29 protein-coding genes are annotated in these 22969 nt (G+C 67.2%); 18 read left to right on the top strand and 11 right to left on the bottom strand.

Annotated elements, in window-relative coordinates:
* Nucleotides 1–50: 50 nt before the first annotated feature.
* From ARGLB_RS11575 to ARGLB_RS11595, 5 genes are all read left to right on the top strand, one after another.
* A complete protein-coding gene (locus ARGLB_RS11575; RefSeq protein ID WP_003802569.1) occupies nt 51–401 on the top strand; it encodes an ArsR/SmtB family transcription factor in 351 nt (116 codons plus the stop codon).
* A complete protein-coding gene (locus ARGLB_RS11580; RefSeq protein WP_003802572.1) occupies nt 398–1111 on the top strand; it encodes an aquaporin in 714 nt (237 codons plus the stop codon). Before ARGLB_RS11575 ends, ARGLB_RS11580 begins: the two co-directional genes overlap by 4 nt.
* Complete coding sequence (locus tag ARGLB_RS11585) at nt 1108–1518, top strand: arsenate reductase ArsC (protein ID WP_003802573.1); 411 nt, start codon at nt 1108–1110, stop codon at nt 1516–1518. Before ARGLB_RS11580 ends, ARGLB_RS11585 begins: the two co-directional genes overlap by 4 nt.
* A gap of 175 nt (nt 1519–1693) precedes the next feature.
* Nucleotides 1694–3046, top strand: a complete 1353-nt coding sequence (locus ARGLB_RS11590; RefSeq protein WP_003802574.1) for an FAD-dependent oxidoreductase — start codon at nt 1694–1696, stop codon at nt 3044–3046.
* Nucleotides 3043–3471, top strand: coding sequence for an arsenate-mycothiol transferase ArsC (locus ARGLB_RS11595; RefSeq protein ID WP_003802576.1), 429 nt, complete (start codon nt 3043–3045; stop codon nt 3469–3471). Before ARGLB_RS11590 ends, ARGLB_RS11595 begins: the two co-directional genes overlap by 4 nt.
* Nucleotides 3472–3522: 51 nt before the next feature.
* Here the strand turns inward: ARGLB_RS11595 and ARGLB_RS11600 are convergent, their stop codons facing one another.
* A complete protein-coding gene (locus ARGLB_RS11600) occupies nt 3523–4287 on the bottom strand; it encodes a VOC family protein (protein ID WP_003802577.1) in 765 nt (254 codons plus the stop codon).
* A 73-nt stretch (nt 4288–4360) separates the two neighbouring features.
* On the bottom strand, nt 4361–4711 hold the full coding sequence (locus ARGLB_RS11605; protein WP_003802578.1) for a hypothetical protein: 351 nt from the start codon (nt 4709–4711) through the stop codon (nt 4361–4363).
* A gap of 64 nt (nt 4712–4775) precedes the next feature.
* Here ARGLB_RS11605 and ARGLB_RS11610 point away from each other — a divergent pair, with 64 nt between their 5' ends.
* Together ARGLB_RS11610 and ARGLB_RS11615 are read left to right on the top strand one after the other, a co-directional pair.
* Nucleotides 4776–6047, top strand: coding sequence for a glycosyltransferase (locus tag ARGLB_RS11610; RefSeq protein ID WP_003802580.1), 1272 nt, complete (start codon nt 4776–4778; stop codon nt 6045–6047).
* Between the two features lie 5 nt (nt 6048–6052).
* A complete protein-coding gene (locus ARGLB_RS11615) occupies nt 6053–6733 on the top strand; it encodes a class I SAM-dependent methyltransferase (protein WP_043418919.1) in 681 nt (226 codons plus the stop codon).
* A gap of 58 nt (nt 6734–6791) precedes the next feature.
* Here the strand turns inward: ARGLB_RS11615 and ARGLB_RS11620 are convergent, their stop codons facing one another.
* Nucleotides 6792–7169, bottom strand: coding sequence for a MarR family winged helix-turn-helix transcriptional regulator (locus ARGLB_RS11620; protein WP_003802585.1), 378 nt, complete (start codon nt 7167–7169; stop codon nt 6792–6794).
* 97 nt (nt 7170–7266) lie between these two features.
* On the opposite strand from ARGLB_RS11620, the gene ARGLB_RS11625 reads away from it, so the two are divergent.
* The gene (locus tag ARGLB_RS11625) at nt 7267–8718 is read left to right on the top strand and encodes an MFS transporter (protein ID WP_003802587.1); all 1452 of its coding nucleotides are present in this window, start codon (nt 7267–7269) and stop codon (nt 8716–8718) included.
* A gap of 73 nt (nt 8719–8791) precedes the next feature.
* On the opposite strand, the gene ARGLB_RS11630 is transcribed toward ARGLB_RS11625, so the two are convergent.
* Complete coding sequence (locus tag ARGLB_RS11630; RefSeq protein WP_003802589.1) at nt 8792–10090, bottom strand: Nramp family divalent metal transporter; 1299 nt, start codon at nt 10088–10090, stop codon at nt 8792–8794.
* Between the two features lie 116 nt (nt 10091–10206).
* A complete protein-coding gene (locus ARGLB_RS11635; protein WP_003802591.1) occupies nt 10207–11142 on the bottom strand; it encodes a dihydrodipicolinate synthase family protein in 936 nt (311 codons plus the stop codon).
* Nucleotides 11143–11307: 165 nt separating this feature from the next.
* On the opposite strand from ARGLB_RS11635, the gene ARGLB_RS11640 reads away from it, so the two are divergent.
* On the top strand, nt 11308–12330 hold the full coding sequence (locus tag ARGLB_RS11640) for a LacI family DNA-binding transcriptional regulator (protein WP_003802593.1): 1023 nt from the start codon (nt 11308–11310) through the stop codon (nt 12328–12330).
* 201 nt (nt 12331–12531) lie between these two features.
* Here the strand turns inward: ARGLB_RS11640 and ARGLB_RS11645 are convergent, their stop codons facing one another.
* The 3 genes from ARGLB_RS11645 to ARGLB_RS11655 all read right to left on the bottom strand — a co-directional run bounded on the left by ARGLB_RS11645 (nt 12532) and on the right by ARGLB_RS11655 (nt 14891).
* Nucleotides 12532–13950: an FAD-binding oxidoreductase gene (locus ARGLB_RS11645; RefSeq protein WP_003802597.1), complete on the bottom strand. Its 1419-nt coding sequence runs from the start codon at nt 13948–13950 to the stop codon at nt 12532–12534.
* A gap of 182 nt (nt 13951–14132) precedes the next feature.
* On the bottom strand, nt 14133–14486 hold the full coding sequence (locus tag ARGLB_RS11650) for a DUF202 domain-containing protein (protein WP_003802599.1): 354 nt from the start codon (nt 14484–14486) through the stop codon (nt 14133–14135).
* Nucleotides 14487–14489: 3 nt separating this feature from the next.
* A complete protein-coding gene (locus tag ARGLB_RS11655; protein WP_003802601.1) occupies nt 14490–14891 on the bottom strand; it encodes a YidH family protein in 402 nt (133 codons plus the stop codon).
* 147 nt (nt 14892–15038) lie between these two features.
* Between ARGLB_RS11655 and ARGLB_RS11660 the strand changes: the two genes are divergently transcribed.
* Genes ARGLB_RS11660 through ARGLB_RS11675 form a run of 4 tightly spaced genes read left to right on the top strand, consistent with a single transcriptional unit; the run spans nt 15039 to nt 17735 of the window.
* Nucleotides 15039–16154: an EAL domain-containing protein gene (locus ARGLB_RS11660; protein WP_003802603.1), complete on the top strand. Its 1116-nt coding sequence runs from the start codon at nt 15039–15041 to the stop codon at nt 16152–16154.
* Nucleotides 16155–16206: 52 nt separating this feature from the next.
* Nucleotides 16207–17337, top strand: coding sequence for a GTP-binding protein (locus ARGLB_RS11665; protein WP_003802605.1), 1131 nt, complete (start codon nt 16207–16209; stop codon nt 17335–17337).
* Nucleotides 17334–17456: a type B 50S ribosomal protein L36 gene (gene ykgO / locus ARGLB_RS11670; protein ID WP_011693081.1), complete on the top strand. Its 123-nt coding sequence runs from the start codon at nt 17334–17336 to the stop codon at nt 17454–17456. The genes ARGLB_RS11665 and ykgO overlap by 4 nt, the downstream gene beginning before the upstream one ends.
* Before the next feature lie 33 nt (nt 17457–17489).
* A complete protein-coding gene (locus tag ARGLB_RS11675; protein ID WP_003802607.1) occupies nt 17490–17735 on the top strand; it encodes a hypothetical protein in 246 nt (81 codons plus the stop codon).
* A 37-nt stretch (nt 17736–17772) separates the two neighbouring features.
* Here ARGLB_RS11675 and ARGLB_RS11680 read toward each other — a convergent pair whose 3' ends face one another.
* The gene (locus ARGLB_RS11680; RefSeq protein ID WP_043418927.1) at nt 17773–18285 is read right to left on the bottom strand and encodes a VOC family protein; all 513 of its coding nucleotides are present in this window, start codon (nt 18283–18285) and stop codon (nt 17773–17775) included.
* A 65-nt stretch (nt 18286–18350) separates the two neighbouring features.
* Here ARGLB_RS11680 and ARGLB_RS11685 point away from each other — a divergent pair, with 65 nt between their 5' ends.
* From ARGLB_RS11685 to ARGLB_RS11705, 5 genes are all read left to right on the top strand, one after another.
* The gene (locus ARGLB_RS11685; RefSeq protein ID WP_003802610.1) at nt 18351–19151 is read left to right on the top strand and encodes a helix-turn-helix transcriptional regulator; all 801 of its coding nucleotides are present in this window, start codon (nt 18351–18353) and stop codon (nt 19149–19151) included.
* 44 nt (nt 19152–19195) lie between these two features.
* Nucleotides 19196–19687 carry a DUF3592 domain-containing protein gene (locus ARGLB_RS11690; protein WP_139023323.1) on the top strand — a complete coding sequence of 164 codons (492 nt, stop codon included), beginning with the start codon at nt 19196–19198 and terminating at the stop codon, nt 19685–19687.
* A 110-nt stretch (nt 19688–19797) separates the two neighbouring features.
* A complete protein-coding gene (locus tag ARGLB_RS11695; RefSeq protein ID WP_003802614.1) occupies nt 19798–20301 on the top strand; it encodes an LGFP repeat-containing protein in 504 nt (167 codons plus the stop codon).
* Nucleotides 20302–20551: 250 nt separating this feature from the next.
* Nucleotides 20552–21541 carry an NYN domain-containing protein gene (locus ARGLB_RS11700; RefSeq protein WP_003802616.1) on the top strand — a complete coding sequence of 330 codons (990 nt, stop codon included), beginning with the start codon at nt 20552–20554 and terminating at the stop codon, nt 21539–21541.
* Nucleotides 21542–21661: 120 nt separating this feature from the next.
* Nucleotides 21662–21958 (top strand): hypothetical protein, encoded by a 297-nt coding sequence (locus ARGLB_RS11705; RefSeq protein ID WP_003802618.1) that lies wholly within the window; start codon nt 21662–21664, stop codon nt 21956–21958.
* 163 nt (nt 21959–22121) lie between these two features.
* Here the strand turns inward: ARGLB_RS11705 and ARGLB_RS11710 are convergent, their stop codons facing one another.
* Nucleotides 22122–22550: a hypothetical protein gene (locus ARGLB_RS11710; protein ID WP_003802620.1), complete on the bottom strand. Its 429-nt coding sequence runs from the start codon at nt 22548–22550 to the stop codon at nt 22122–22124.
* 2 nt (nt 22551–22552) lie between these two features.
* Nucleotides 22553–22810, bottom strand: a complete 258-nt coding sequence (locus tag ARGLB_RS11715) for a hypothetical protein (protein WP_043418874.1) — start codon at nt 22808–22810, stop codon at nt 22553–22555.
* Nucleotides 22811–22969 lie beyond the last annotated feature (159 nt).

The raw sequence follows: 22969 nt of genomic DNA on the forward strand, positions 1-22969 counted from the left end.
TGGTTCTTCTTGACCATGACATAGATAGGTGTGAATATTTACATGTGTCTATGTCTCTGGAACTGACCCCCGTCCAGACGGTGGCGTGCTGTTCACCGCTCACCCGGGAACCGCTCTCTGCACCCGAAGCGGAAGGCATCGCTCCGCTGCTGAAAGCGCTGGCTGATCCGGTGCGGCTGCGGCTGATGTCCCTCGTTGCTTCCCATGAGGGCGGCGAGGCCTGCGTCTGTGATCTGAATGACGCGTTTGAGCTGTCGCAGCCGACCATCAGTCACCACCTGAAGCTGCTCCATGAGGTGGGGCTGCTGGACCGCGAAAAGCGGGGGGTGTGGGTGTATTACCGGGCGCGCACCGAGGCTCTGACGAACCTCGCTGCCCTGATCGGAGGGCAGGCGAAGTGACCAAACTGATGAGGCGGGCCGGTGCGGAGTTCGCGGGCACGGCGTTCCTGGTCATGGCCGTTGTCGGCTCCGGCGTGATGGCTTCGCGGCTGTCGCCGAACGACGTCGGCCTGCAGCTTTTGCAGAACAGCCTCGCCACGGGTGCCGCCCTGGTGGCGCTGATCGTGGCCCTGCAACCGGTTTCGGCCTCGTTCAATCCGGTGGTGACCCTGGCTGAGCGTGCCCTGGGCATGATCGGCACGAGGGCTGCCCTGGCCCTGATCGGGGCGCAGTTCCTCGGCGGCCTGGCCGGGACGGTGCTGGCAAACCTGATGTTCGACGTCGGCCCCGTCACCTTCTCCGGCCACGAACGCGCCGGCGCCGGACTCTGGCTGGGTGAAATCGTGGCCACGGCAGGGCTGCTGCTCGTGGTGTTCGGCACGGTCCGCTCCGGCAGGGCGGACAGGGTGGCGTTCGCCGTCGGCGGCTACATCACTGCCGCGTACTGGTTCACGAGTTCCACCAGCTTCGCCAATCCCGCCGTGACGGTCGCCCGGACCATCACCGACACGTTTGCCGGGATCGCGCCGGCCTCCGCACCCGGCTTCATCCTGGCCCAGCTCCTCGGCGGCGCCGCAGGGTTTGTCCTCGTCCGCCTTCTTTACCCGACGCTCGTCCCCGCCACTGCCATGTCCGCCGCGGAAGCGGCCAACCGAAAGGTGCTCTCATGACCGGGAAGCCCTCCGTCCTGTTCGTCTGTGTCCACAACGCCGGCCGCTCCCAGATGGCCGCCGCGTTCCTGACCACCCTGTCCCGGGGTGAAATCGAAGTCCGCTCCGCCGGGTCCCAGCCGGCGGACAAGGTTAACCCGGCCGCCGTAGACGCCATGGCCGAGGTGGGCATCGACATGTCAGCAGAGATTCCGAAGGTCCTCACCACCGAAGCCGTGAAGGAATCCGACGTCGTCATCACCATGGGCTGCGGCGACGAGTGCCCGTACTTCCCCGGCAAGCGCTACGAGGACTGGGTCCTGGAGGATCCGGCCGGCAAGGGCGTGGACTCCGTCCGGCCCATCCGCGACGAAATCAAGACCCGGGTCGAGGCCCTGATCGCCTCCCTGACTCCGGCCTCCGCATAAGCAAACCCAGCAGGGGAGGGGGTGAGCTGAATGAAGAACGGATGCTGCGGCGACTCCGGTTGCTGCGACGACGACCAGGACTGCTGCTAACCCGCGCCGGGCCCTGCCGGCCCCACCCGGCCGGCAGGGCCCACCGAAAACAACTGCACCACCACTACGGCTGAAAGAGGACACCATGGAGTCAGCGAAGAACCTTCCCGTCGCCGTGATCGGTGCAGGCCCTGTGGGCCTGGCCGCCGCGGCCCACCTGCTCGAACGCGGCCTCGAACCGCTGATCCTCGAAGCCGGGACCTCGGCGGGCGCCGCCATCGAGCAGTGGCGCCACATCCGGCTGTTCTCACCGTGGCGGTTCAACATCGACGCCGCCGCCGTCCGCCTCCTCGAAGCCTCGGACTGGGAATCACCCCGCCCCACGGCCCTGCCCTACGGCGGCGAACTCATCGACAACTACCTCGCACCCCTGGCCGCGCACCCGGCCATCAGTTCGCGGCTGCAGACCGGCGCCCGCGTCATCGCCGTCACCCGGGCAGGCCTGGACAAAACCCACGTCCGGAACCGCGACACCACCCCCTTTGTGGTCCGCGTGGAACACACGGACGGCGAAACCCGCGACCACACCGTGGCAGCGGTCATCGACGCCTCCGGCACCTGGGCCACCCGGAACCCGCTGGGCACCTCCGGCCTGCCAGCCATCGGCGAAGACGCCGCCGCGGCCCGAATCTCATCTCCGCTGCCCGACGTCATCGGCAGGGACCGCGCACGCTTCGCCGGCCGCCGTGTGCTCGTGGTCGGCGCCGGACACTCCGCGGCCAACACCCTGATCAACCTCGCCGACCTAGCCAAAGACGCCCCGGACACCCGCATCGTGTGGGCCCTCCGCGGCGACTCCGCAGCCAAGGTCTACGGCGGCGGGGACGCTGACGGGCTGCCCGCCCGCGGCCAGCTCGGCGCGCGCCTGCGCCGCCTCGTCGAGGCAGGCACCATCGAACTCCACACCCGGTTCGGTATCGCTGCCCTGAATACCCTCGACTCTGCTGTGACCGTCGAAGCCGTTGACGGGCGCACCCTGAAGGCCGACATCGTAGTGCCCTGCACCGGCTTCCGCCCGGACCTGGACATCCTGCGCGAACTGCGGCTCAACTTGGACCCCGCCGTTGAAGCGCCGGTGGACCTCGGCCCGCTGATCGACCCCGAATTCCACTCCTGCGGCACCGTCCCGCCGCACGGCGCGAAACTCCTCGCCCACCCGGAGAAGGACTTCTACATTGTCGGCATGAAGTCCTACGGCAGGGCACCGACCTTCCTGCTGGCCACCGGCTACGAGCAGGTCCGCTCCGTCGCCGCGGCCCTTGCCGGGGACCGCGAAGCCGCGGACACCGTGCACCTGGCACTCCCCGAAACCGGCGTCTGCTCCACCGACGCCGGCACCAGCTGCGACATCCCCGAACCGGTGCTGGTCGGCTTCCCCACCGGACTGACCCACAACCGTTCCGGCGGCAACCTCACAAAGGAGACAACGCACTCATGACCCAGGACGCCACGCCCAAGACCCCGTCCGTGCTGTTCGTCTGCAGCAAGAACGGCGGCAAATCCCAGCTCGCCGCCGGCCTGATGAACCAGCTGGCCGCTGGGGCCGTAAAGGTCTTCTCTGCCGGCACCAAACCCGGCACGTCCCTCAACCCGCAGGCCGTTGACTCCCTGACCGAACTCGGCATCGACATCACCGGCGAACACCCCAAACCGGTGACGGATGCGGTCTTGGACTCCGTCGACGCCGTCGTCGTCCTTGGCACCGAGGCGAAGCTCGAACCGCGCGGAGGGACCCGCTTCGAGTTCTCGGAAACGGACGAACCCTCCGAACGCGGTATCGAGGGCATGGAACGCATGCGCCTGGTCCGGGACGACATCGAGGCCCGGGTCCAGAAGCTCTATACGGAGCTCACCGGGGACTAACAGTGGCAGCCCCGGCGCTGTCACGGACGGGTTTTTGGTTTGGCAGGTGCCTCAGGCAGGAACAACTGCGCTGACCGCGATGACGCCCCCTTGCGGGTCGCCAATGACGGCGTTGCGGAATCCTGGCGTGCTCATCGGTGCCATCAGGACGCTGCCGCCCAGGGCCACGGCGCGCTCGGCGGTGGAGTCCGCGTCGCGGACAGCAAAGTTGACGCTCCAGTGCGGCGGGACCGCGGTTCCGCCGGTCGCGGCCACGGCCGCCACGACTTCGCCTGAGCGTCGCCACAGCGAGAAGGCACCACCGGGCATCGATCCGAGTTCCCAGTCGAAAAGTCCGCCGTAGAACGCCTGAGCCCGGTCTACGTCCGTCGTATGCAGCGAGCTCATTGCCCAGCAGTCGGGCTCATTGGCGACTCGGGCGCCGTCGCTCTCGCCCGCCTGCCACAGGCAGAACGGGACGCCGGTGGCGTCCGCGAGCACGGCGAGGCGTCCGTCCGGGCCGCCCCCATACGGACCTGCCAGCAGTGTTCCGCCCGCTTGCTCGGCAAAGGCGAGTGTCTGCGCGACGTCGTCGACCCGAACGTAGGTGTTCCAGACCGCCGGTGACTGCGGCGGTGCCTGGCCGATCCCGGCCACCAGCCGCCCGTGGTGGCGCGCGGCGAAGTACTCGCCCGCGAGGCCGGACGGCATCGGGGTTGGGTCATCGAACCTCCAGCCAAAAAGGGGTCCGTAAAACTCCGTGGCGGCCAGCGGATCCGGCTGGAAAGTGTCCACCCGGCACGGCACACCGATCGAGGACGTGTCTCGCGATGTCATAGGGACGCACTCCGTTCGATGATCGTTCGTCACTTACGATAGCGCCCGAGTCCCCTCCGAAGGCTGCAAACCTTCAGCGCAGCGGGTGACCGTTCGACGGCGGAATACCGGTTCCCGGCGTGCCGGACCGGAGGGGGCCTGCATTGAGCGCGGCGAGTTGGATGGCGCCCATCTGGAAAGCACCGGCGATCACGATGAGGAAAATGCCGATGGCCAGTACTGACCAGTCGAAGGGCAGGAACGGGAGGGCCACAGTCTCGCGGACGTCTGACTGGTCCGGTCCGGGCAGGCCCAGCTCCCCGGCGGCGGCGACCGTGGCGACGGATTCCAGGATTCCGGGGAACGCGCCGGCACAACAAACTACGATGCCAACCACGCCCACGGCGTTCGTGCCGAACTTGGCGAACGGCCGGTACTGGAGCACTTGTAACGGTCGCAGTACGGACCCCGCTCTATCCCCGGACCCCCGCAGGCCATAAGCTCCGAGCATGTCATCAGTCATCGTTTGCAGCGGCCCCCACGACGGCCACGTTTCGCCCATGCTCGGAGTGGCCCGGCAACTGATTGACCGCGGTCACCGAGTCCGCTTCCTCACCGGTCCTGGCTACGAAAAAGCCGTCAAGGCCATCGGGGCCGAGTTCCTGCCGCTGGGCCCGGGCGCGGAGGAGCCGCCGAAGTCCACTGACGCCACCGGCCTGCAGGCGATCCGTCACGGAATGCGGGCGCTGGTGATCGACCCTGCCCGGGGCCAATACCTGCCGCTGGCCGCGGCCATAGAGGCGGAGCCGGCCGATGCCGTGCTGGCTGAGATCAGTTTCATGGCAGCGGCCATACTGGTCCGGCAGCCCCTGGGGACTCGGCCGCCGGTCATCGCCTGTGGAATCTTGCCCCTGACCCTCTCCAGCCGGGACTGCGCACCCTTCGGGCTCGGGCTCATGCCCGGAAGCGGTCCGCTGTCACGGTTCCGGAACAGGGCCCTGAACTGGTTTGTGGCCAACGTGGCGCTCAAGGACACGCAACGGCAGGTCGACGAACGGATGCGTGCGCTGGCCGGAGTGGAGCCCGATGGTTCGTTTTTCCTCGACTGGATGCGCAGCGCGGAACTCTTCGCCCAGTTCACGGTGGAGGAGTTCGAGTACCCGCGCTCGGATGCGCCGGACAACCTGCGCTTCTTCGGGCCCATGTCCCGGCACGCCGCATCAGCCTCCGTAACCCCCAAGCCGGACTGGTGGGGCGAGCTGGACGGCTCCCGCCCGGTGGTTTACGTGACGCAGGGGACCGTCTCCAACGCGGACTTCACCGCCCTGGTGGGCCCCACGCTCGAGGGCCTTGCCGATGAGGACGTCACCGTCGTCGTCAGCACCGGCCGCCGCCCGCTGTCAGCACTTCCGCCGCTTCCGGCCAATGCCCGGGCCGCCGAGTTCCTGCCGGACGCGGAGCTCCTGCCGAAGGTCTCCGTGTACATCACGAACGGCGGCTACGGCGGCCTTCACTATGCCATGGAAAACGGCGTGCCCATCGTGGTCGCGGGGGACACCGAGGACAAACCGGAAGGGGCTGCCCGGGTGGCCTGGGCCGGCGTCGGAATCAATCTCAGAACGGGCCGGCCCAAGCCGGATGCCATCCGCGACGCCGTGCGGAAGGTGCTGAGCGACGGCCGCTACCGGGCCGGGAGCCAGCGGATCGGCGCGGCCATTGCCGCGTCCCCGGGCGTGGACGGGCTTATCGACGAGATGGAAGCGATGTTACGGAAGGCGTGAACGGCATGGACACTCCGGAGGACCCGACGGGCAGCCGCGAGCTGAAGCACCTCCAGCATCCGCGCTTCGCCCGCGCTTACGCGCGTGCTGTCGGGCAGATGAACCGCCGCGGTGCCACCGATAACCGCCGCCGCATGCTGGCCGGCCTGCACGGGACGGTCATCGAGATCGGCGCAGGGGACGGCTCGGCCTTCGCGCTTTACCCGACGGCCGTCACCCACGTCCTGGCCCTGGAGCCCGACGACTACCTCAGAAGCCTTGCCGTGAGCCGCGCCGCCACGGCCGCCGTGCCGGTGACGGTGCGCCCTGGTGCAGCCGAGCGCATCCCGGCCGACGACGGCAGCGTGGACGCCGTCGTCGCCAGCCTCGTGCTGTGCAGCGTCGCGGACCAGGCTGCCGCGCTCGCGGAAATGCGGCGTGTCCTGCGCCCCGGCGGGACCCTGGCCTATTACGAGCACGTCCGTTCTGGGCGCCCCGTCCTGGCCGCCGTCGAAGACCTGCTCACGCCGGCATGGCAGCGCATCGCCGGCGGATGCCACCTCAACCGGGATACCCTCGGCGCCATCGCCGCGGCCGGATTCACCATCCAGGACAACCAGCGCTTCGGGTTCTCCGTCCAGTCGATGACCCCTCCGGTGGCCCACATTCTCGGCCACGCCACCAGCCCGGGGCCGCCCGCTGGTTGAGTTGGGGGAGTGAGCCGCTGATTGAAGAAGTACGACGGCGCCCCGTGGCTTTGGCGGGTCAGGCCAGGTTTTCCTTGAGCAGCGCACGGTGTTCGACGGCGGCCGCCTGGTGGAGCTTCCGGCCCGCCGCCGTGAGTTCGAGGTACAGCGAACGGCGGTCGTCGGCGCAGGACTGGCGGGTCAGCAGGCCGGCCTTCTCCAGCCGGTCCACCACCTTGGAGACGGCGCTCTGGCTCATCGGGGTCCGCTCGCCAAGTTCCTTCATCCGGCACGATGACTTGCTGTTCTCCGCCACGAGGTCCAGGATCTCGAACTCGTTCAGGCCGATGTCGAACTTGGCGTCCAGCGCCCGGTCGAGGGCGCACGAAGTGCGGAAGTATGCGTCCTGGATGCTGCGCCATTGCTCAACCAGCAGGCGGTCCGTCGTCGAAGCCATGCCCTGATTTTAGCCGACCGGCGAACTCAAGTCCACGTCATAATATTCCGCGTCATATTCCTTGTCATTGAATGACGCGTCATATAGATTTTGGGGCATGACATCACCAACCACCCTCGAACGAAGTGCCGGACCGATTGCCACGGCCGTCCGCTGGACCCGGGCCCAGTGGCTCCTGCTGATGGTTGTCTGCACCGTCCTGGCCCTGGACGGGCTGGATGTGTCCATGGTGGGCGTCGCCCTGCCGTCCATCGGGCAGGAACTGAACCTCGGCACGGACGCCCTGCAGTGGATCGTCTCCGCCTACGTCCTGGGCTACGGCAGCCTGCTGCTCCTGGGCGGCCGGCTCGCGGACCTCCTGGGCCGCCGACGGATCTTCCTCATTGCCCTCTCGGTCTTCGCTGCCGCCTCCCTGCTGGGCGGACTCGTGGATGACCCCGCCATCCTCATCGCCACCCGGTTCGTGAAGGGCCTCGCGGCTGCGTTCACGGCGCCCACGGGCTTCTCCATCATCACCACCAACTTCGCCGAGGGCCGCGAGCGCAACAAGGCCCTCTCCATCTTCACCACCTTCGGTGCCAGCGGCTTCTCCCTGGGACTCGTCGTCGGCGGCCTCATGACCAGCCTGAGCTGGCGCTGGACGTTCCTGGTCTCCGTGCCGATCGCCGTCCTGGTGGTCATCCTGGGCAACCGCTTCATCCCGCGCGATACGCCGGACGCCACGGACAGCGGCCACGACATCTGGGGCGCCGTCACCCTCGCGCTGGGCATGCTGGGACTCGTTTACACGCTGGTGTCCGCACCGGACCAGGGCTGGGGATCTGTGGCAACAATCGCCGGATTCATCATCTCTGCCGCGGTGCTGGCAGCCTTCGCCGTGATCGAGAACAAGGTCAGGCACCCGCTCATCCGCTTTGGCATCCTGCGCGAGGGCTGGGTGGCGCGGGCCAATCTCAGCGCGGTGGGGCTGTTCGGCTCCTACCTCAGCTTCCAGTTCATCGTGACGCTTTTCCTGCAGTCCGCCCTGGGTTGGAGCCCGCTGGCGATGGCTCTGGCCCTGCTGCCCACCGGACTGATCGTCGCCACCAGCGCGCCGTTCGCCGACCGCCTCATCAACGCGTTCGGTGCCACCCGGCTGATCCTGGCCGGACTGGCAGCCATGGGCCTTGGCTACGTCCTGTTCCTCCGGGTGGGCACCACACCCAACTACGCCCTGGACATCCTGCCGTCCATCATCCTGCTGGGCATCGGCTTTGCCCTCGCCTTCCCGTCCATCAACGTCCAGGCCACCGCGGGCATCAAGGATTCCGAGCAGGGCCTGGCGGCCGGACTCATCCAGACCAGCACCCAGGTGGGGGCCGCCCTGGTCCTGGCCGTCACCACCGCCATGGTCAGCGGCGGGCAGTCCGACGGCGGCACCGTCCCCAGCGCCGCCGCCATGCTTGAGCAGTACCGGCCGGGCCTGGTGCTGAGTGCCGCCGTCGCCATCGCCGCGCTGCTGGTTGCGGCTGTGCCGGCCCGACTGCGGACGGTCGCCTTGGCTGCCTAGCCCACGTTGCAGCGAAGCGGTGCCCCCTCCATGGGAGGGGGCACCGCTTCGCTGCAGCTGATCTGCTGTGAACCTATCCGATGAGGGTGGTGATGAGCCGGATGGATGAGGCCACGATGGCCACCAGGCCAATAATTCCAAACAGGTTCTGCCACCACTTGTTTCGCAGGTCGCCCATCACCGCCGTCTTGTTGCTCATGATGAGCAGCAGGACCCCGAGCAAAGGGGCGATGAGCACGGTCAGGGATTGGGCGATGACAATCAGGCCGACCGGTGACGCCTGGAACGAGAGGGTGACGACGAGTCCGAAGGCGAGGATGACGCCGGTGACGATGCGGGCTGCGGGTGAGCCTGCATTCGCGCCGCGGCCCATGGCATCGGAGAACATGGTGCCGCCTGCTGTGGCGTTGGCGATCATCGAAGAGAACGCGGCACCGGAAAGGCCCAGGGCGAAGAGCATGGACCCCACCGGGCCGGCGAGCGGCTCGAAGATCGATGCCAGGGCCCCGATGGACGCCGCGTCTCCGCCCGTTTTGCCCAGGACCGCGGCGGCAACGAGGATGACGAGGGCCGTCATGATGCCGGGGGCGACGATGCCGGGGACCGTGTCGACCAGTGTGATGTCCCGGTAGTCGGCGCGGGTGCGCTTGTTTTCCTTGATGCCGTAGGACGTGTAGAACGCGGCGTTGATGGAGAAGTTGGTTCCAACCAGGGCCACGATGAGGATTTCGCTGCCCGCCGGGAGGGTGGGAACCGCCCCTTCGAGGGCGCGGTACCAGTCGGGTTGGGCGACGACGGCACTGGCGACGAAAGCGACGGCCATGAGGGCGACGATGACCAGGAGCGCCTTCTCGATGATGCCGTAGACGTTGCGGAAGGCGAGGACGAGGGCGACGGCGACTGTGCAGGCAACGGTCCAGAGGACGGGTGATCCGCCGAAGACCAGGGAGAGGCCAAGCCCGGAGCCGACAGCGTTGCCGACGGAGAACATCAGTGTGATGCCAAAGACGCCGACTCCGGCCAGCACGCCCACTGGCCTGCCCAGGTGTTCCTTGATCGAGGTGATCAGGGAGGTCGGCGTGGCTATGCCGAGCCGGACACTCATGTCGGTGAAGAAGATCATGAGGATGGTGGAGACCGCAATGACCCACACCAGGGTGTAGTCGTAGCGGCTGCCGGCCTGCACGGCGGTGGTGAGGTTGCCCGGGCCGAACTGCCAGGCTCCCACCACGAAGGCGGGGCCCATGAGGGCAAGGTAGCCAAGAAACGTCCGGCGTTTTCCCTTCGTTGCCGGCGAGGGGTCTACGTGCGGGGTGGCCATCCGGGATTCCCTCTGTGCGGGATGTGTAATGGTCCTATTGTGCTCGCTCATGGCGAGTCCTCCTTCTACAGCGGCACTGCTGGGGGTCGTCGTTGACCGGGTGGAGATAGAAAGCCTGGGTGCGGGTGGCGGGCGTCAGGCCCGCCACCCGTAGGAATCCAAAGGGATCAGACGGTAGCGGTAACGCTTCCAAGGTTGGCGAACTGCAGGGCTGCGGCGATTTCCGCGCCGGCGCCTTCGGCGAGGGGCAGCAGCGGCGGGCGGACCGTGGCGTGCTCCAGGATGCCGCGGGCAACGAGGCCTTCCTTGAGGGCGACGGTGCCCTCCATGTGCGAGCCGCGGTGGTACACGTTCTTGGTGACGGGCAGGAGCCGGTCGTGGATGGCGCGGGCCGCCGCGTAGTCCTTGGCCTTGCCGGCCGCGATCAGTTCCACCAGCGGTTCCGGGGCGAGCCCGCCGTAGCCCACCAGGGCGCCGTCAACGTCGAACATGGTGTGCAGCAGGTACTCGTCGTGGCAGGTCAGGATCTGCAGGTCCGGGTAGGTTTCGCGGAGCACCGGGATTTCGGTGTCCCAGCGCTTCATGTTGCGGACGCCGTTCTTGGTGGCGAACACGCCTTCCTGGCCGGCGATTTCCAGCTGGGTCTCCAGATCGTAGGTCGCCTTCGTGGCGTCCGGGTACTGGAAGAGGATCAGCGGCAGTCCGGACGTTTCGTAGATCTCCTTGTAACGGGTCTGCGGGGCGCCCTTCTGGTACCCGAACCGGAGCCACCCATGGGACGGGTACACCAGGCCTGCGGAAGCGCCGGCTTCAACAGCCCGCTTGGCCTCGAGTGCGGCCACAGTGTTTCCCTCGCCGGTGATGCCCGCAATGATCGGGATCTGGCCGTTGACGGCGTTCTTGAACTCGCGAATCACGAGCGCCTGCTCATCCTGGGTCAGGAAGGTGCCTTCGCCGGCGTGGCCGAGCACAACCAGGCCTTTGACTCCCTCAACGCTGGCCAGCCAGCCGCCGAGGCGGTGGATTGCGTCGACGTCGACGCTGCCGTCGCGGTTGAACGGGGTGACGGGGGCGGGGACCAGCCCGCGGAGATCGATGGTCATTTCAGTACCTCATGTCTTCTTTGATGGTCGGCAGTCCCGCCGTTGTGGGAACGTTTGCGGGAACGTTTTCATTCTGCAACGTGGTTCAGCTCGCTGTCAAGGGAACGTTTTCATCCGGGAGGAAATAGAGTGTGTTTCAGAACAACCCTGCAGAGGAGCATTGCCATGGAACCCAGCGCCGCCGCGACCGTCACATTAAGGGACGTTGCTGCGGCAAGCGGCGTGAGCATTTCCACCGCCAGCCGCGCCCTCGACGAACGCGGCACGGTCTCCCGGTCCGCCACGGCCGTGCACGTCCGCAAGGTCGCGGAGGAACTTGGATACCGCCGGAACTCGTTCGCATCGAGCCTGCGCCGGGGCGAGACGCGGACCTTGGGTGTCCTCGTGCCGCGCCTGAGCGACACTGTGATGGCCCTGATGTTCGAGGAACTCGAACGGGCCGCCGCGGACCGGGGCTATTTCGCCATGGTTGCCACCAGCGGTGACGAACCCGACGACGAGCGCCGCGCTGCTGAGACGCTGCTGGACCGCAATGTGGACGGCCTCATCCTGGCCACCGCCCGCCTCGATGACGAACTGCCCCGGCTCCTGCGCGAACGCAGGGTGGCCCACGCCCTGGTGCTCCGTACCGACGGCGTCAGCCCCTCGGCTCTCGGTGACGACGAAGTGGGCGGCTACCTGGCCGTCCGCCACCTCATCGACCTCGGGCACCGGGACATCGCCGTCGTCACCGGGCCGTCGTTCACATCCACTGCGAACGCACGTTTGGACGGGGCCCGAAGGGCCATGCATGAAGCCGGCATTGAGCTCCCGGACAACTGGAGCATCGCCGGCGGCTACGGCATAGAGAACGGCTTCGCGGCCGGCGATGCCCTGCTTGATGGGGGCGCCGGGAGACGCCCCACCGCGATTTTCGCGGCGAATGACAACCTTGCGATGGGCGTCATGGCCGCTGCACACCGCCACGGGCTGAGCATCGGCGCGGACCTGTCGCTGGTCGGATACAACGACATCCCCCTGTCGTCCCGTCTTCCTACCCCGCTGACCTCGGTCCGGACTCCCCTTGCCCAAATAGCCAGGACCGCCATCGACCTCATTATTGATCCCAACAAAGAGCCGCGGGTGAGCAAGTCCATGCCTACGCTCATCCCCCGTGAATCAAGCGGCCACCCCCAGGGGCAGGGGTAACTCTTCGACCCCCTCGTTTTGGATGAGGCTGGGATGGGTGGGCGGGCCCATTTTCAGAATGTAGGTGACCCGTTTCGGCAACATATCGCCGCTTTCGGCGTTGCTTGGTTCCCGGCGCACGCATGGGGGCCGTATCGGCAGAATGTTGCCGGAAACGCCGAACCCCCGTTTGGGCTCCATGTGGCGCCGGCGGACGGCGGATCAGGCGGGCGTGGGAAGAATGTTGTGGTTGTACCGGAACACGTTCTGCGGGTCGTAGCGGTTCTTGATGGCCACGAGGCGCCGGTATTTCTCCGGCCCGTAGGCGTGGAGTGCGGCGTCGGCATCCTGTCCGAGTTCGGCGCCCAGGAAGTTGACGTATTCGCCGTGTTCGGAGAACGGCTGCATCAGGGCGTAGGCCCTGCGGGCGAAGGCCGTGAGCCGTTCGTCCTCGGACGGATCGCGCCAGAATCCGTAGACGTTCAGCCAGTAGCGCGCGGACCGGTTCGGGAAGGCCGTGGCGCCTTCCGGCACCCGGCCGAAGGCGCCGTCCAGGTGGTGGATGTCGATTCCGGTCCCTTGCCAGGCCAGTTCGGAGGCGAAACTCAGCAGGACGCCGACCACCTCCTCATCGAGGCGGGAGAACGACACGTTCTTCCAGTAGCCGCGTGAGCCCTTGGGGAATACGGTGTCCATGGCACTTTGCCAGTCCAGCCATGACGTGGGCCCCACTTCCTGTTCGTCGGGGCGAGCCTGGATGCGCAGCTGGTCCACGAGGTTCAGGCCGGCCTGGTGGTCGTGGGATGCCCAGGCGAACCCGACAACCATCCACGGTTCATCACCCATCCCGAATTCGGGCGGCAGCACCAGGAAGGAGATGATCGGGTTCATCGCCTCGGGCAAGTTCCGGGTCCAGGCAGCGACCGCCATGAGGGCGTTGCGCCAGTGCTGCGGCCGGTAAAAGAGGTTCCCGCCCAGGGGCGTTGCCGGCAGCGGGTGGGCGCGGAAGGTGAAGGAGGAGACGACCCCGAAGTTTCCGCCGCCGCCCCGCAGCCCCCAAAACAGCTCGGAATTCTTCTGGCTGCTGGCATGCACGTGGTCCCCGCCGGCAGTAACGACGTCGGCGGAATCCAGGTTGTCCAGGGTCAGGCCGTAGGTGCGGGTCAGCCAGCCGACCCCGCCGCCAAGGGTGAGGCCGGCCACCCCTGTTCCGCTGATCACGCCCAGCGGTACGGCCAGGCCGTGCTCGGCCGTGGCCCGGTCCACGTCTGCCAGCGTTGCCCCGGGCTCGACGGTAACGAGCCCTTTCCCGGCGTCGACCTTCACCCGCCGGAGGGGGCCGAGATCCAGAACGAGGCCGTCCTTGACCGTGCCGTGTCCGGCGATGTTGTGGCCGCCGCCGCGGACGGCCAGTGCCAGGCCGCTGCGCCGTGCGGCGTCGAGCACTGCGTCGATGTCCGCGACAGCACCTGCCCGGGCGACGGCAAGCGGACGGACGTCGACCATGCCGTTCCATACCGCGCGGGCATCGTCGTAGAGGGGATCCTGCGGCTCGATCAACGAGCCCGACAGCCGCCCGCGCAGCTCCTGCAGCGTCTGTTCGGTCTCGCGTCCGGGGCTGTTTTGATGAACTGTAGCCATCGGTCGGTGCTTCCGGGTCAGGGGGTGAAATACTCCGGGAACGTTGGGTGATGTCCAGAGTGTAGGTTCACAGCCTGTGCCGGGCAACAGTGAATTTGTTCGTCGGGGCGGACGGGTAGATAAACCCTCGGCCGGGGCTTAACTGTCCGTTCGCGCTCTCGTAGGTGCGTCGGCCAGGCGGCTCAGTTCAGCACCAGCCAGACGCCTAATGCCCCGAGGACAACGCAGGCTCCGGCGGTCCAGAACACCGCGGCGGTGTCCGGGGTCAAATGCCCGGCCCTGATTCCTTCGACGCTGCGCCGGTAGCGCCGCCGCTGGGTGGCGTAGATGCCCGTCCCTGCGGCGACGGTGAGGCCGAACATCGCCAGCACGAACGGTCCCTGGTCCGGGAGCCAGCGCAGGCTCATCGCGCTCGCGGCAACCAGCGTCAGCACGGTCCGGCCCCAGGCGAGCGCGGTGCGCTCTGGCTGCAGCCCGGGGTCGCCGTCCAGCGGGCCGTCGCCGGGCAGGGGAGCAGTGGCCGGGTTTTCGTCCATGGTTCAGGCCAGAACGACGACGGCGATCACCACCGCCGCCGCGACGGCACAGCCGGCGGCGAGCAGCGGACCGATCAGCGGCAGGGGCAGCGGCCGGTTCGAGCGCAGGCTCGCCTCGACCCGCAGCCAGCGTACGGCGGAGCCCGCGCTCAGCAGCATGCCCAGCAGCAGGAGCAGAACCGCCAGCCCGCGGCGGATGGGCTCCGGAAAGACGTCCGTGGTGAAGGCCTCCACCGCAATTCCGCCTGCGAGGAGCGCCAGGGAGGTGCGGATCCACGCCAGGAACGTGCGCTCATTGGCCAGGGTGAACCGTGGGTCGGGCTCGGTGCCGCCCGGCAGGAGCTTTTCGGCGAACCTGCTTCTGCGGGAGTCGGGGCCGGACGGGGGAGGCGGGGTGGACGGCACGCTCACAGTCTAGTCAGTGACGTTTGTTTACAGATTGGTGAAATTGTTTTCACAGGCGTGTAAACCCGGCTCACCTGCGCTTATGATGCATCCAAAGGGCAGGAAGTCCAGCCAGCGGCCAGCCGCCCGGAGTCAGAGGAGTGCCCATTGGACAGTACCCGGTTCCCCTCCGGTGACGGCCAGCCGGGCGCCGGCGGGACTGGCGGGGCTGGCGCCGAGGTCCCGCTGGTGCGGGAGCAGGCCTACGAGATCATCGAGGCGGTCCTGGCAGGCACGGATCCGGAGGGGGCCGAGGTCCGGGAGCGGCTGCGGGAGCATGTGGCGGCGCATCCCGGAAATCCTGAGGCCGCGCTCCATGAGCATCTGATCTTCACGCGCTCCCTGGCCCGGCAGGCCAACAACAGGCCGAACCCCAATAAGCAGGATGCGCACCGGCATCCGGCCGCGGAGCAGATCAGCGTCCCCGGCCGCGGGCAGGCCGCCATCGAGGCGATCCTGCATGGCGGCATGCTGGTCACGGCGTTCCAGCCGATCCACGAGCTTGGCCGCGGCGGTGTCATCGGTGCGGAGGCACTGACGCGGTTCCTGTGGGAGGACGGCGACGGTGCAGGATCCTGGTTCAAGAATGCCGCCGCCGTCGGGCTGGGTGCGGACCTGGAGTTCTCGGCGCTGCAGGCGGCTGTGGCCGCGGCGCAGGATCTGCCGCACCATCTGGTGGTGGCCCTGAACCTCTCGCCGGCCGTGTGCCTGGATCCCCGGCTGCCGGGATTTTTGGAACACGCGGCTCTGGAACCGTCCCGGATCATGCTGGAACTCACCGAACCGCTCCAGTCGGACGAACTGGAACCCCTGCTGGACGTCCTGACGCCGCTGCGCAGTTCCGGCATGGGGCTGGCGGTGGACGAGGCCGGGACGGAGGCTGCCTCCATGCGCCACATCCGTTCACTCCGGCCGGACGTCATCAAGATCGGCCGCGGCCTGGTTGCGGGCATCGACGCCGACCCAAGCCGCCAGTACCTGGTGGCCGACCTGGTCGAATTCGGTCGGCAGACCGGGGCGGCGCTGGCCGCCGTCGGAATTGAAACCGCCGCCGAACTTGCGGTCCTGACCCGGCTGGCAGTGGCCGCCGGCCAAGGCCACTTCCTCGGCATGCCCACCATCGACGTCAAGGAATGGGCCACCTGGGCCGGCCCCGCCACGGCACTCCAGAACCGCCGCGGGCGGCGCATGGCAGGACAGCCGCCACAGACGGACGGACACTGACCGCCGCCTGTGCTGTTGTAGATGAGAATCATTCGCATGTAGGGTTGCTGGCATGCGTGTAACTGTTGTGAGCTCCCTGGATGCTTTCAGCCGCCAGAAGGCCTGTGCGGCCCTGGCTGCAGCTTCCCCGGACGCCCTTGTCGTATTCCACGATCTGTTGGAGGACGGGCTCGTCATCCGCAGAACGTTCAAAGAGGGCCGCCGCCTTGAGCGGGAAGAGTCGGTGCTGGAACACGGGTGCCTGAGCTGTACCGTGCGCCTGGACGTGGTGCCTACGGTGAAGCGGCTGCTGACGGCAGGTTCCCGCCTCCTTCTGGGGTTGCCTCCGGGCGTGGCGGGCTCCACGGCCGTGCAGGCTCTGCTGCGGGGCCTCGGCGGCGCCTTCACGATTGACTCCGTGGCGCTGGCCTGCGCCCCGGATGCTGTGGAGGACCAGATCTGGGACCGTCACTCACTGTTCGAGTCCGGGTTCACCCCCGTTCCGGAGGACGAGCGGACGCCGGGGGAATTCCTCATGGGGGAGCTGTCGTTCGGCGACACTGTCCTGCTGGCCGACCCGGCACTGGTGCCCGTTGATCCTGAAGCGCGGGCCCGCGGAATCCAGCTGATCAGAGAGCTGGCTCCGCACGCGGTGGTGGCCGAAAGTGCCGGCGACATCCGGCCGGGCCGGCACAACCTCGCAGAGGCAATGGCGCGCACCGTTCCGGGTTCCGTGCGGATCCCGGCCGAGTCGTCCTCGCCCTTCACCACCGTGGTCCAGCGGATTGGGCGGCCCCTGCATCCGGAACGCTTCCGTCACGCCCTGGCATCCCTCGCCGAAGGATCCTGCTGGCTCCGCGGCCGGCTCTGGGTGGCATCAGCACCGGATTGCAGGATCGCCGTTCAGGGCATCGGGCCCCGGGTCTGGCTGGAGAACACGGGTCCCTGGCAGGCGCAGCGCCACCCCCTCCTGGCAGCGTTTCCCGCGGAGCATCCGGACGTCGTGTTGGATTGGCATCCCGAATTCGGTGACCGCGGAACGGTCCTGGCCGTCACCGGCGATGACGTGGACGCCGCCGAAATCGCCGCGCTGCTCACCGGCTGCGAACTGACCGAAGCGGAGATGGCCTCCGGCCCCGGCGCACTCAATGACCCGTTCGACCTGAACCGGACAACCGAAACAACACAAAGGAGCAACCCATGAAAGTACGGAACTCGCTGCGGGCGCTGAAAAAGATACCCGGCGCCCAGATTGTCCGCCGCCGCGGCCGCACCTTCGTCATCAACAAGAAAAACCCGCGGATGAAGGCCCGCCAAGGCTAACCGAGGCGCGTCTCCGGGTGGCAGACTTCCACCATGAACATCGAGCAGTGGTGGCCCAACCTCAAGCCCGCCACGCAGGCATGGCTGATTGATAACAACGGCGACGCCGTCCCGGAGGGCCTGGCCGCCGAGATCGCGGAAGCCGGCGGCCCGGCCGCCTCGGATGCCCGGCAGGGCGGGGACGACGAGCCCCCAGGGTTCTATTTCCCGGACGAGGTGGTCGACTGGATCGAGGCGGTGGGCAACGGCGAAACCCCCGAACCGCCCCTGCCCCGCTGACGTCAGCGGGCGGCCATGCAGATGCCGGGCGTCAGCGTTAGCCCTGCTGCGCCGCCCATTCGTCGACCCGGCGGTTGCTTTCCTCCTCGGAGAGGTCTTCCACGCGGGTCATGATGGACCAGCGGACGCCGAAGGGGTCCCGGATGCTGGCGTACCGGTCGCCTGAGACAAACGTGGCCAGTGGCTCGCGGATCGTGGCTCCGGCCCGTTCGGCGCGCTGCACCAGGGCGTCGGCGTCCGGGCAGTAGAGGCCAAGGGAGTAGCAGTCGTTTTCGCCCTCCGGCGCCGGAACCAGGTGGTATTCGGGGTTGGGTTCGCCGATCTGGAGGTGGCCGTTCCCGAAGTCGAGTTCCGCGTGGACCACCACTCCGCGCATCTCCGTGGCACCGACTACGCGGGCGCCGAACACGTCCTTGTAGAAGGCGATCGCTTCCCTGGCGCTGGTTACGGCGAGGAACGGCGTGAGGCTCGTCAGGCCGTTCGGAATCCCGTGCGTCGTGTGCTCTCCGTGGGCGGCGGTGGTCGATTCGGTGCTTGTAGTATCTGTCATGTCCATGACGCTACGTGCCCCGCCAGCGGCGGCGCTTGGAGATTCACGACAGTCTGAGGGGACCGATGGAGAGTTCGTTCAAGGGGATCCTGTACCCGGCCCGGCTCCCCAGTTTCCACCGCCTTCCGGCGCCGGCCTCCGTGGCGGACCTGGTCCAGTGGATCTGGATTCCGGAGTGGGACATAGAGCCCGGCCGCACATCCCGCCAGCACCTGATCGCGTACCCGGGCTCCAACCTCGTGGTGCAGCCTGACGGCGTGGCCTTCTCCGGCCCCACTACCCGGGCCGCCCATCGGGACCTGGCCGGACGGGGCTGGGCGGTTGGTGCGCTGCTGCGGCCGGCGGCCGTGCCGCTGTTCACCGACGATCCCGCCAGCCTGCGGGACACGGAAGTGGCGGTGGCCGCGGAAGATCTGCACCGTTCCGTCTCGGCGGTCATGAACACGTACGACGGCGATACTCGCCGCGAGCGCGCAGTGGATGCCTTTGCGGGGTGGCTGGCCTGCTTTGCCGGGCCCGCAGTGTCCGAGGAGGCGTTGCTGGCCAACCGGCTGATGGACGTCATCGGTTCGGACGCCTCGGTAGTCCGGGTGGAGGACGCCGCGTCTGCGCTGGCGGTTTCGCAGCGGACCCTGCAGCGTGTGGCCAGGAAGTACATCGGCCTCAGCCCTGCCGCGCTGATCCGCCGTCGGAGGCTTCAGGACGCGGCCGAGCGGACGCGCCTGGATGCGTCAGCGGATCTGGCGGCGATAGCTGCCGAGCTTGGGTACGCCGATCATGCGCATCTGACAAATGACTTTCAGAAGTACCTGGGTTTCACCCCGAGCACGTACCGGCAGGCGGTTGCCGCCGGATCCGGTGGTTGAGCCTGTCGCGCCCGGATAGGTTTCAGCCCCGGCCATCCGGCAGAATGGGCGCCGTGAGTACCCCGGATGCCGCTGTAAACCGCAAGCCCCAAACACTGCTGAGCCGCGCCCTGAACGTGGTGCTGGCCCTTGTCATGGTCCTGGTGGGGCCGGTGATGATCGGTGTCGGTTCCCGGATGGCTGATGCGGATGACGAGATCGCGCGGACGGGTGTGCACACCACCGGAACCATCGTTGACTTCAACGACGCCAGGAGGGCTTCGCAGAGGGACATCAGGGTGAGGTACACGTCTGCGGACGGAACGGTCCGCTACACCTCGGCCACCGTGGACCACGACCAGCGCCCGACGCAGGGCGAGGAAGTCACGGTGGCGTACCGCGAGCAGGAGCCCGGCCAGGCAGTCGTGCTGGGCTACGAGAGCGGCGGCATCATGGTCCGGGGCATCGGCACTATCCTGGCCATGATTTTCATTCCCATCGTTCTCATCCTCGTTTTTTCGAAGCGGGGGAAGAGCCGCAGCAACAGGCTCGGCTAGCCGCGGCTGGCGACGCAAGATCCAATCACTGGATTATGCGCAAATTTTGTCGCCGGCATCAGTTACGATTTCCCAGCCGGGCCGTTCCGGCCGTTTTCAATGGGGGAATCATGCGTTCAAAAGTTCTTGGTGCCGTGCTCGGTCTCGGCCTTCTCTGCAGCTCCGTTCTGGCCGTCGTACCGGTCCACGCCGCATCAGACGCCGGCGGAGTGATCGGCACCCCGATGCCGCGCGACGAGCAGATCAGCACAGTAGCCGCCGGCAACGACCTCGGCTCTGCACTGGGTCCGGTCCGGACCGGCCTGAAAGACGGCGGGGCATACCGGCAGTACCAGCGCGGGTTCGTCGTCTACTCGCAGTCGACCGGCGCCCAGGTCTCACGGGGCGCGATCCGCACCGCCTACGGCAAGCTTGGCTACGAGAAGGGCCGGCTCGGATACCCGACGATGCTTGAAGGCATCCTCTCCCAGAACGGCAGTCTCGGTTACCCTCTCACCGGCGAACTCATCGACCCCGACGGCAGGCGGATGCAGAAGTTCCAGGGCGGCCAGATCATCTGGAGCGCCGAGGACGGCGCCGTCGTTCAGGCCGCGACGCCGCACGCCAGCTTCTGAGGACCAGAGTTTTTGAGGACCATGATGGCCACATTGCGAATAGCCCGTGAACTGGGAGCAGCAAGCTGACGCTGCGGTGAGGGGGCTTGAACGGACAGTTATGCGGACCGTGGGCAGCTTCATAGGGTTTGTCGGGTTTCCATAAGCTGCTGCTGTCAGGATGTCCCATCCGCCGGCGGGACTATGCCTGCGCCTCGCCCGGCACGGGAAAGCAACTGGTCTATCGTTTGTGGCCGGTAGCATCACAGACATGATGCATCAGAGCGCAATCTTCGTCGACGCAGGCTTCCTTCTCGCCGTCGGCGGAACCCAAGTCGCCGGGACGTCGTTGCGGTCAGCGTTTAGCGTCAATTACGAAAAACTCATACGCGGGATTCTGGGCCGCGCCAAGGATCACTGTGGCCTGGAATCGCTGCGCGTCTATTGGTACGACGCCTCCAAGGATGCGTTGTTCACGGACCAGCACAAGAAAATCGGGTTGCTTCCCGACGTTAAGGTCCGGCTTGGCCGCATCTCGTTCAACGGGGAACAGAAGGGCGTCGACCTCAAGCTCGGTCTGGACCTCGTCGGAGTTGCCCGGAACAGGGCGGCGTCGGTGGCCTTCCTGGTCTCGGGCGATGACGACCTTGCAGAGGCCGTCGAAGCCGCACAGGATCTCGGCATGAAGGTGGTCCTGGTGGGCCTGGACGATCCGAGCCACCGGCTCGGGGTCGCCTCGGTCGCGGAACATTTGGCTCTGCGCGTGGACAGCATCATCACCCTTCCGGCCGAGCTCATCGAATCCTGCTTCGCCAAATCCGTTTCGGCGGCGCCCCGGCCCACCCCCGTTGCGCCGACTCCGGGGCCATTTCCGCCCCGGCCCACGCCTGGATCCGGACCGCGGCCGGCGCCACCGTCGGTCCGGCCGCCAGTGCAGCCCGCAGCCCCGAAGCTGCACCGGTCAGAAGCACACCTCGTGTACAGCTCAGGCGGCGGAGCCATGACTTCTGATGTCTATGAGGGCTCGGCCCTCGACGTAGCGCAGGAGGTTGGGGAGAGTGTGGCCGTCAGCTGGTACGGCTCCACCACCCAAGGGGAACTGAATGAGCTTTTGGCGGACCGCCCGGTGCTGCCGGTGGAGATTGACCGTGTCCTGCTCAAGGACTGCGCCCAGCGGATCGGTGAGTACAAGACGGACCTCCAGGGTGTGCGGAGAGCGTTACGCGATGCCTTCTGGCTGAAACTCGACCAGCTCGTGTAACTCTGCAAAATCCTGCTCCATCGAACAAGAATCCCTCCTTGGCTGCAGCCATTGACATCCCGGATGACGGGGTCAATGGTTGGCATGTCCAGCACCATCCGGATCATCCAAGGAGCAGAAATGAACGCCGCACCGTACGGAATCGTGCACTTCTTCGCAGGGGGCACCAAGGACCAGTACGACGCCTCAATCGCAGCCGTGCACCCGGGCGAGGGGCGCCTGCCCGACGGCCAGATCTTCCATGCCGCGGGCGCTTCCGAAGGTGGATGGACCATCATGGCTGTCCATGAGTCGAGGGAGAGCTGGGAGAAATTCCGCGACGGCATCCTCCTTCCCCGGATGCAGCAGGGCATCGAGGGCGGGTTCACGTCGCCTCCCGAAGAGACCGTCATCGATCTGTACAAGGTCATGCCTTAGCGGATCGGAAGAACACCGCAATGGCCGCCATCGTCAACCACTTCGAGATCGGTTCGGCCGACCCGGATGCCGCACGGACACACCTCCTCGACCCGCAGGGCAACCGCTTCGGCGTGTGGCGGCCGAAACAGCCGGCCTAAGCCGGCCATCGGCCTGCCAATCCCTATTCCGGCAGTTCCATCTGGAACCCGCAGTCGCACCTGAGGACCCGGGTGGCGAGATAAACATCCAGGGGGTCCGCGTCCGTGCCCTCGGTGGACAGCGGTGCGGAGAGCCGGCGGATTTCCGACCCGGCTTTCCGCATCGGCCGCCCACAGTGGATGTAGTGCCCGCCGAAGATCAGCACGTCCCCGGTCTGGTCGGCACGGGCCAGGACCATGGACAGATCCGCGGCCTGGGCAGGATGCTCACTGAAGAGCCCGCACTGGCCGCAGGTGTAGGAGACGAGGACGATCTCCGGAGGCGAGTGTTGAAGCCCCGTGACTGATCTGATGGTGAGTTGGCGGTCGGTGCCGCAATGGCCGCACATCACCGGGAGCACCCGGTGCCTGCCGGCGCCGTCCTGGCGGGAGCCGTGAAAACCCAGCGACATGATCAGAAGGCGAACGGGTAGCTGGCGAGGATATAGTCTGCTGCTGCGCGTCCCTTCATCCTCAGTCTGCCGCTGCGGACATTTACCCCGCACAGGCGCATTCCTGCCCTGAAGACGGCGGGGCGTTTGGGTTTCACGCCCTGGAGCAGGCACCAGCTCGTGTACAGCCCGTACAGGCAGTCCGGTCCCAGCGGGCTGTCGGTGTCTGCGTCGGGAGTGGTTGCGTCGTGAAGGAACTGCTGGAAATGGGAGGTGGCCACGTCAGGCTCTTTCCTCGGGGTGCACGGTGTCCGCCGTGAGGCTACAGCGGGTACCCCCGGCGGTGCACGGCGCCGGAGGAGGTTCCTGCGGAACTTCAGCCATACAGGACCCTGCTTTGAAAAGTACACCTGTTCCCGTGAGCTGTACAGGTTCTTGGT

It is taken from the genome of Arthrobacter globiformis NBRC 12137, from assembly GCF_000238915.1.
GTDB classification, from domain to species: Bacteria; Actinomycetota; Actinomycetes; order Actinomycetales; family Micrococcaceae; genus Arthrobacter; species Arthrobacter globiformis.

What these genes read in the sequence shown, in the direction of transcription:
- ARGLB_RS11575 (WP_003802569.1), top strand. Translation starts at nt 51, where the DNA reads ATGTCTCTGGAACTGACCCCCGTCCAGACGGTGGCGTGCTGTTCACCG.
- ARGLB_RS11585 (WP_003802573.1), top strand. Translation starts at nt 1,108, where the DNA reads ATGACCGGGAAGCCCTCCGTCCTGTTCGTCTGTGTCCACAACGCCGGC.
- ARGLB_RS11590 (WP_003802574.1), top strand. Translation starts at nt 1,694, where the DNA reads ATGGAGTCAGCGAAGAACCTTCCCGTCGCCGTGATCGGTGCAGGCCCT.
- ARGLB_RS11595 (WP_003802576.1), top strand. Translation starts at nt 3,043, where the DNA reads ATGACCCAGGACGCCACGCCCAAGACCCCGTCCGTGCTGTTCGTCTGC.
- ARGLB_RS11600 (WP_003802577.1), bottom strand. Translation starts at nt 4,287, where the DNA reads ATGACATCGCGAGACACGTCCTCGATCGGTGTGCCGTGCCGGGTGGAC.
- ARGLB_RS11610 (WP_003802580.1), top strand. Translation starts at nt 4,776, where the DNA reads ATGTCATCAGTCATCGTTTGCAGCGGCCCCCACGACGGCCACGTTTCG.
- ARGLB_RS11615 (WP_043418919.1), top strand. Translation starts at nt 6,053, where the DNA reads ATGGACACTCCGGAGGACCCGACGGGCAGCCGCGAGCTGAAGCACCTC.
- ARGLB_RS11620 (WP_003802585.1), bottom strand. Translation starts at nt 7,169, where the DNA reads ATGGCTTCGACGACGGACCGCCTGCTGGTTGAGCAATGGCGCAGCATC.
- ARGLB_RS11625 (WP_003802587.1), top strand. Translation starts at nt 7,267, where the DNA reads ATGACATCACCAACCACCCTCGAACGAAGTGCCGGACCGATTGCCACG.
- ARGLB_RS11630 (WP_003802589.1), bottom strand. Translation starts at nt 10,090, where the DNA reads ATGAGCGAGCACAATAGGACCATTACACATCCCGCACAGAGGGAATCC.
- ARGLB_RS11635 (WP_003802591.1), bottom strand. Translation starts at nt 11,142, where the DNA reads ATGACCATCGATCTCCGCGGGCTGGTCCCCGCCCCCGTCACCCCGTTC.
- ARGLB_RS11640 (WP_003802593.1), top strand. Translation starts at nt 11,308, where the DNA reads ATGGAACCCAGCGCCGCCGCGACCGTCACATTAAGGGACGTTGCTGCG.
- ARGLB_RS11645 (WP_003802597.1), bottom strand. Translation starts at nt 13,950, where the DNA reads ATGGCTACAGTTCATCAAAACAGCCCCGGACGCGAGACCGAACAGACG.
- ARGLB_RS11650 (WP_003802599.1), bottom strand. Translation starts at nt 14,486, where the DNA reads ATGGACGAAAACCCGGCCACTGCTCCCCTGCCCGGCGACGGCCCGCTG.
- ARGLB_RS11665 (WP_003802605.1), top strand. Translation starts at nt 16,207, where the DNA reads ATGCGTGTAACTGTTGTGAGCTCCCTGGATGCTTTCAGCCGCCAGAAG.
- ykgO (WP_011693081.1), top strand. Translation starts at nt 17,334, where the DNA reads ATGAAAGTACGGAACTCGCTGCGGGCGCTGAAAAAGATACCCGGCGCC.
- ARGLB_RS11675 (WP_003802607.1), top strand. Translation starts at nt 17,490, where the DNA reads ATGAACATCGAGCAGTGGTGGCCCAACCTCAAGCCCGCCACGCAGGCA.
- ARGLB_RS11680 (WP_043418927.1), bottom strand. Translation starts at nt 18,285, where the DNA reads ATGACAGATACTACAAGCACCGAATCGACCACCGCCGCCCACGGAGAG.
- ARGLB_RS11685 (WP_003802610.1), top strand. Translation starts at nt 18,351, where the DNA reads ATGGAGAGTTCGTTCAAGGGGATCCTGTACCCGGCCCGGCTCCCCAGT.
- ARGLB_RS11690 (WP_139023323.1), top strand. Translation starts at nt 19,196, where the DNA reads ATGGGCGCCGTGAGTACCCCGGATGCCGCTGTAAACCGCAAGCCCCAA.
- ARGLB_RS11695 (WP_003802614.1), top strand. Translation starts at nt 19,798, where the DNA reads ATGCGTTCAAAAGTTCTTGGTGCCGTGCTCGGTCTCGGCCTTCTCTGC.
- ARGLB_RS11700 (WP_003802616.1), top strand. Translation starts at nt 20,552, where the DNA reads ATGATGCATCAGAGCGCAATCTTCGTCGACGCAGGCTTCCTTCTCGCC.
- ARGLB_RS11705 (WP_003802618.1), top strand. Translation starts at nt 21,662, where the DNA reads ATGAACGCCGCACCGTACGGAATCGTGCACTTCTTCGCAGGGGGCACC.
- ARGLB_RS11710 (WP_003802620.1), bottom strand. Translation starts at nt 22,550, where the DNA reads ATGTCGCTGGGTTTTCACGGCTCCCGCCAGGACGGCGCCGGCAGGCAC.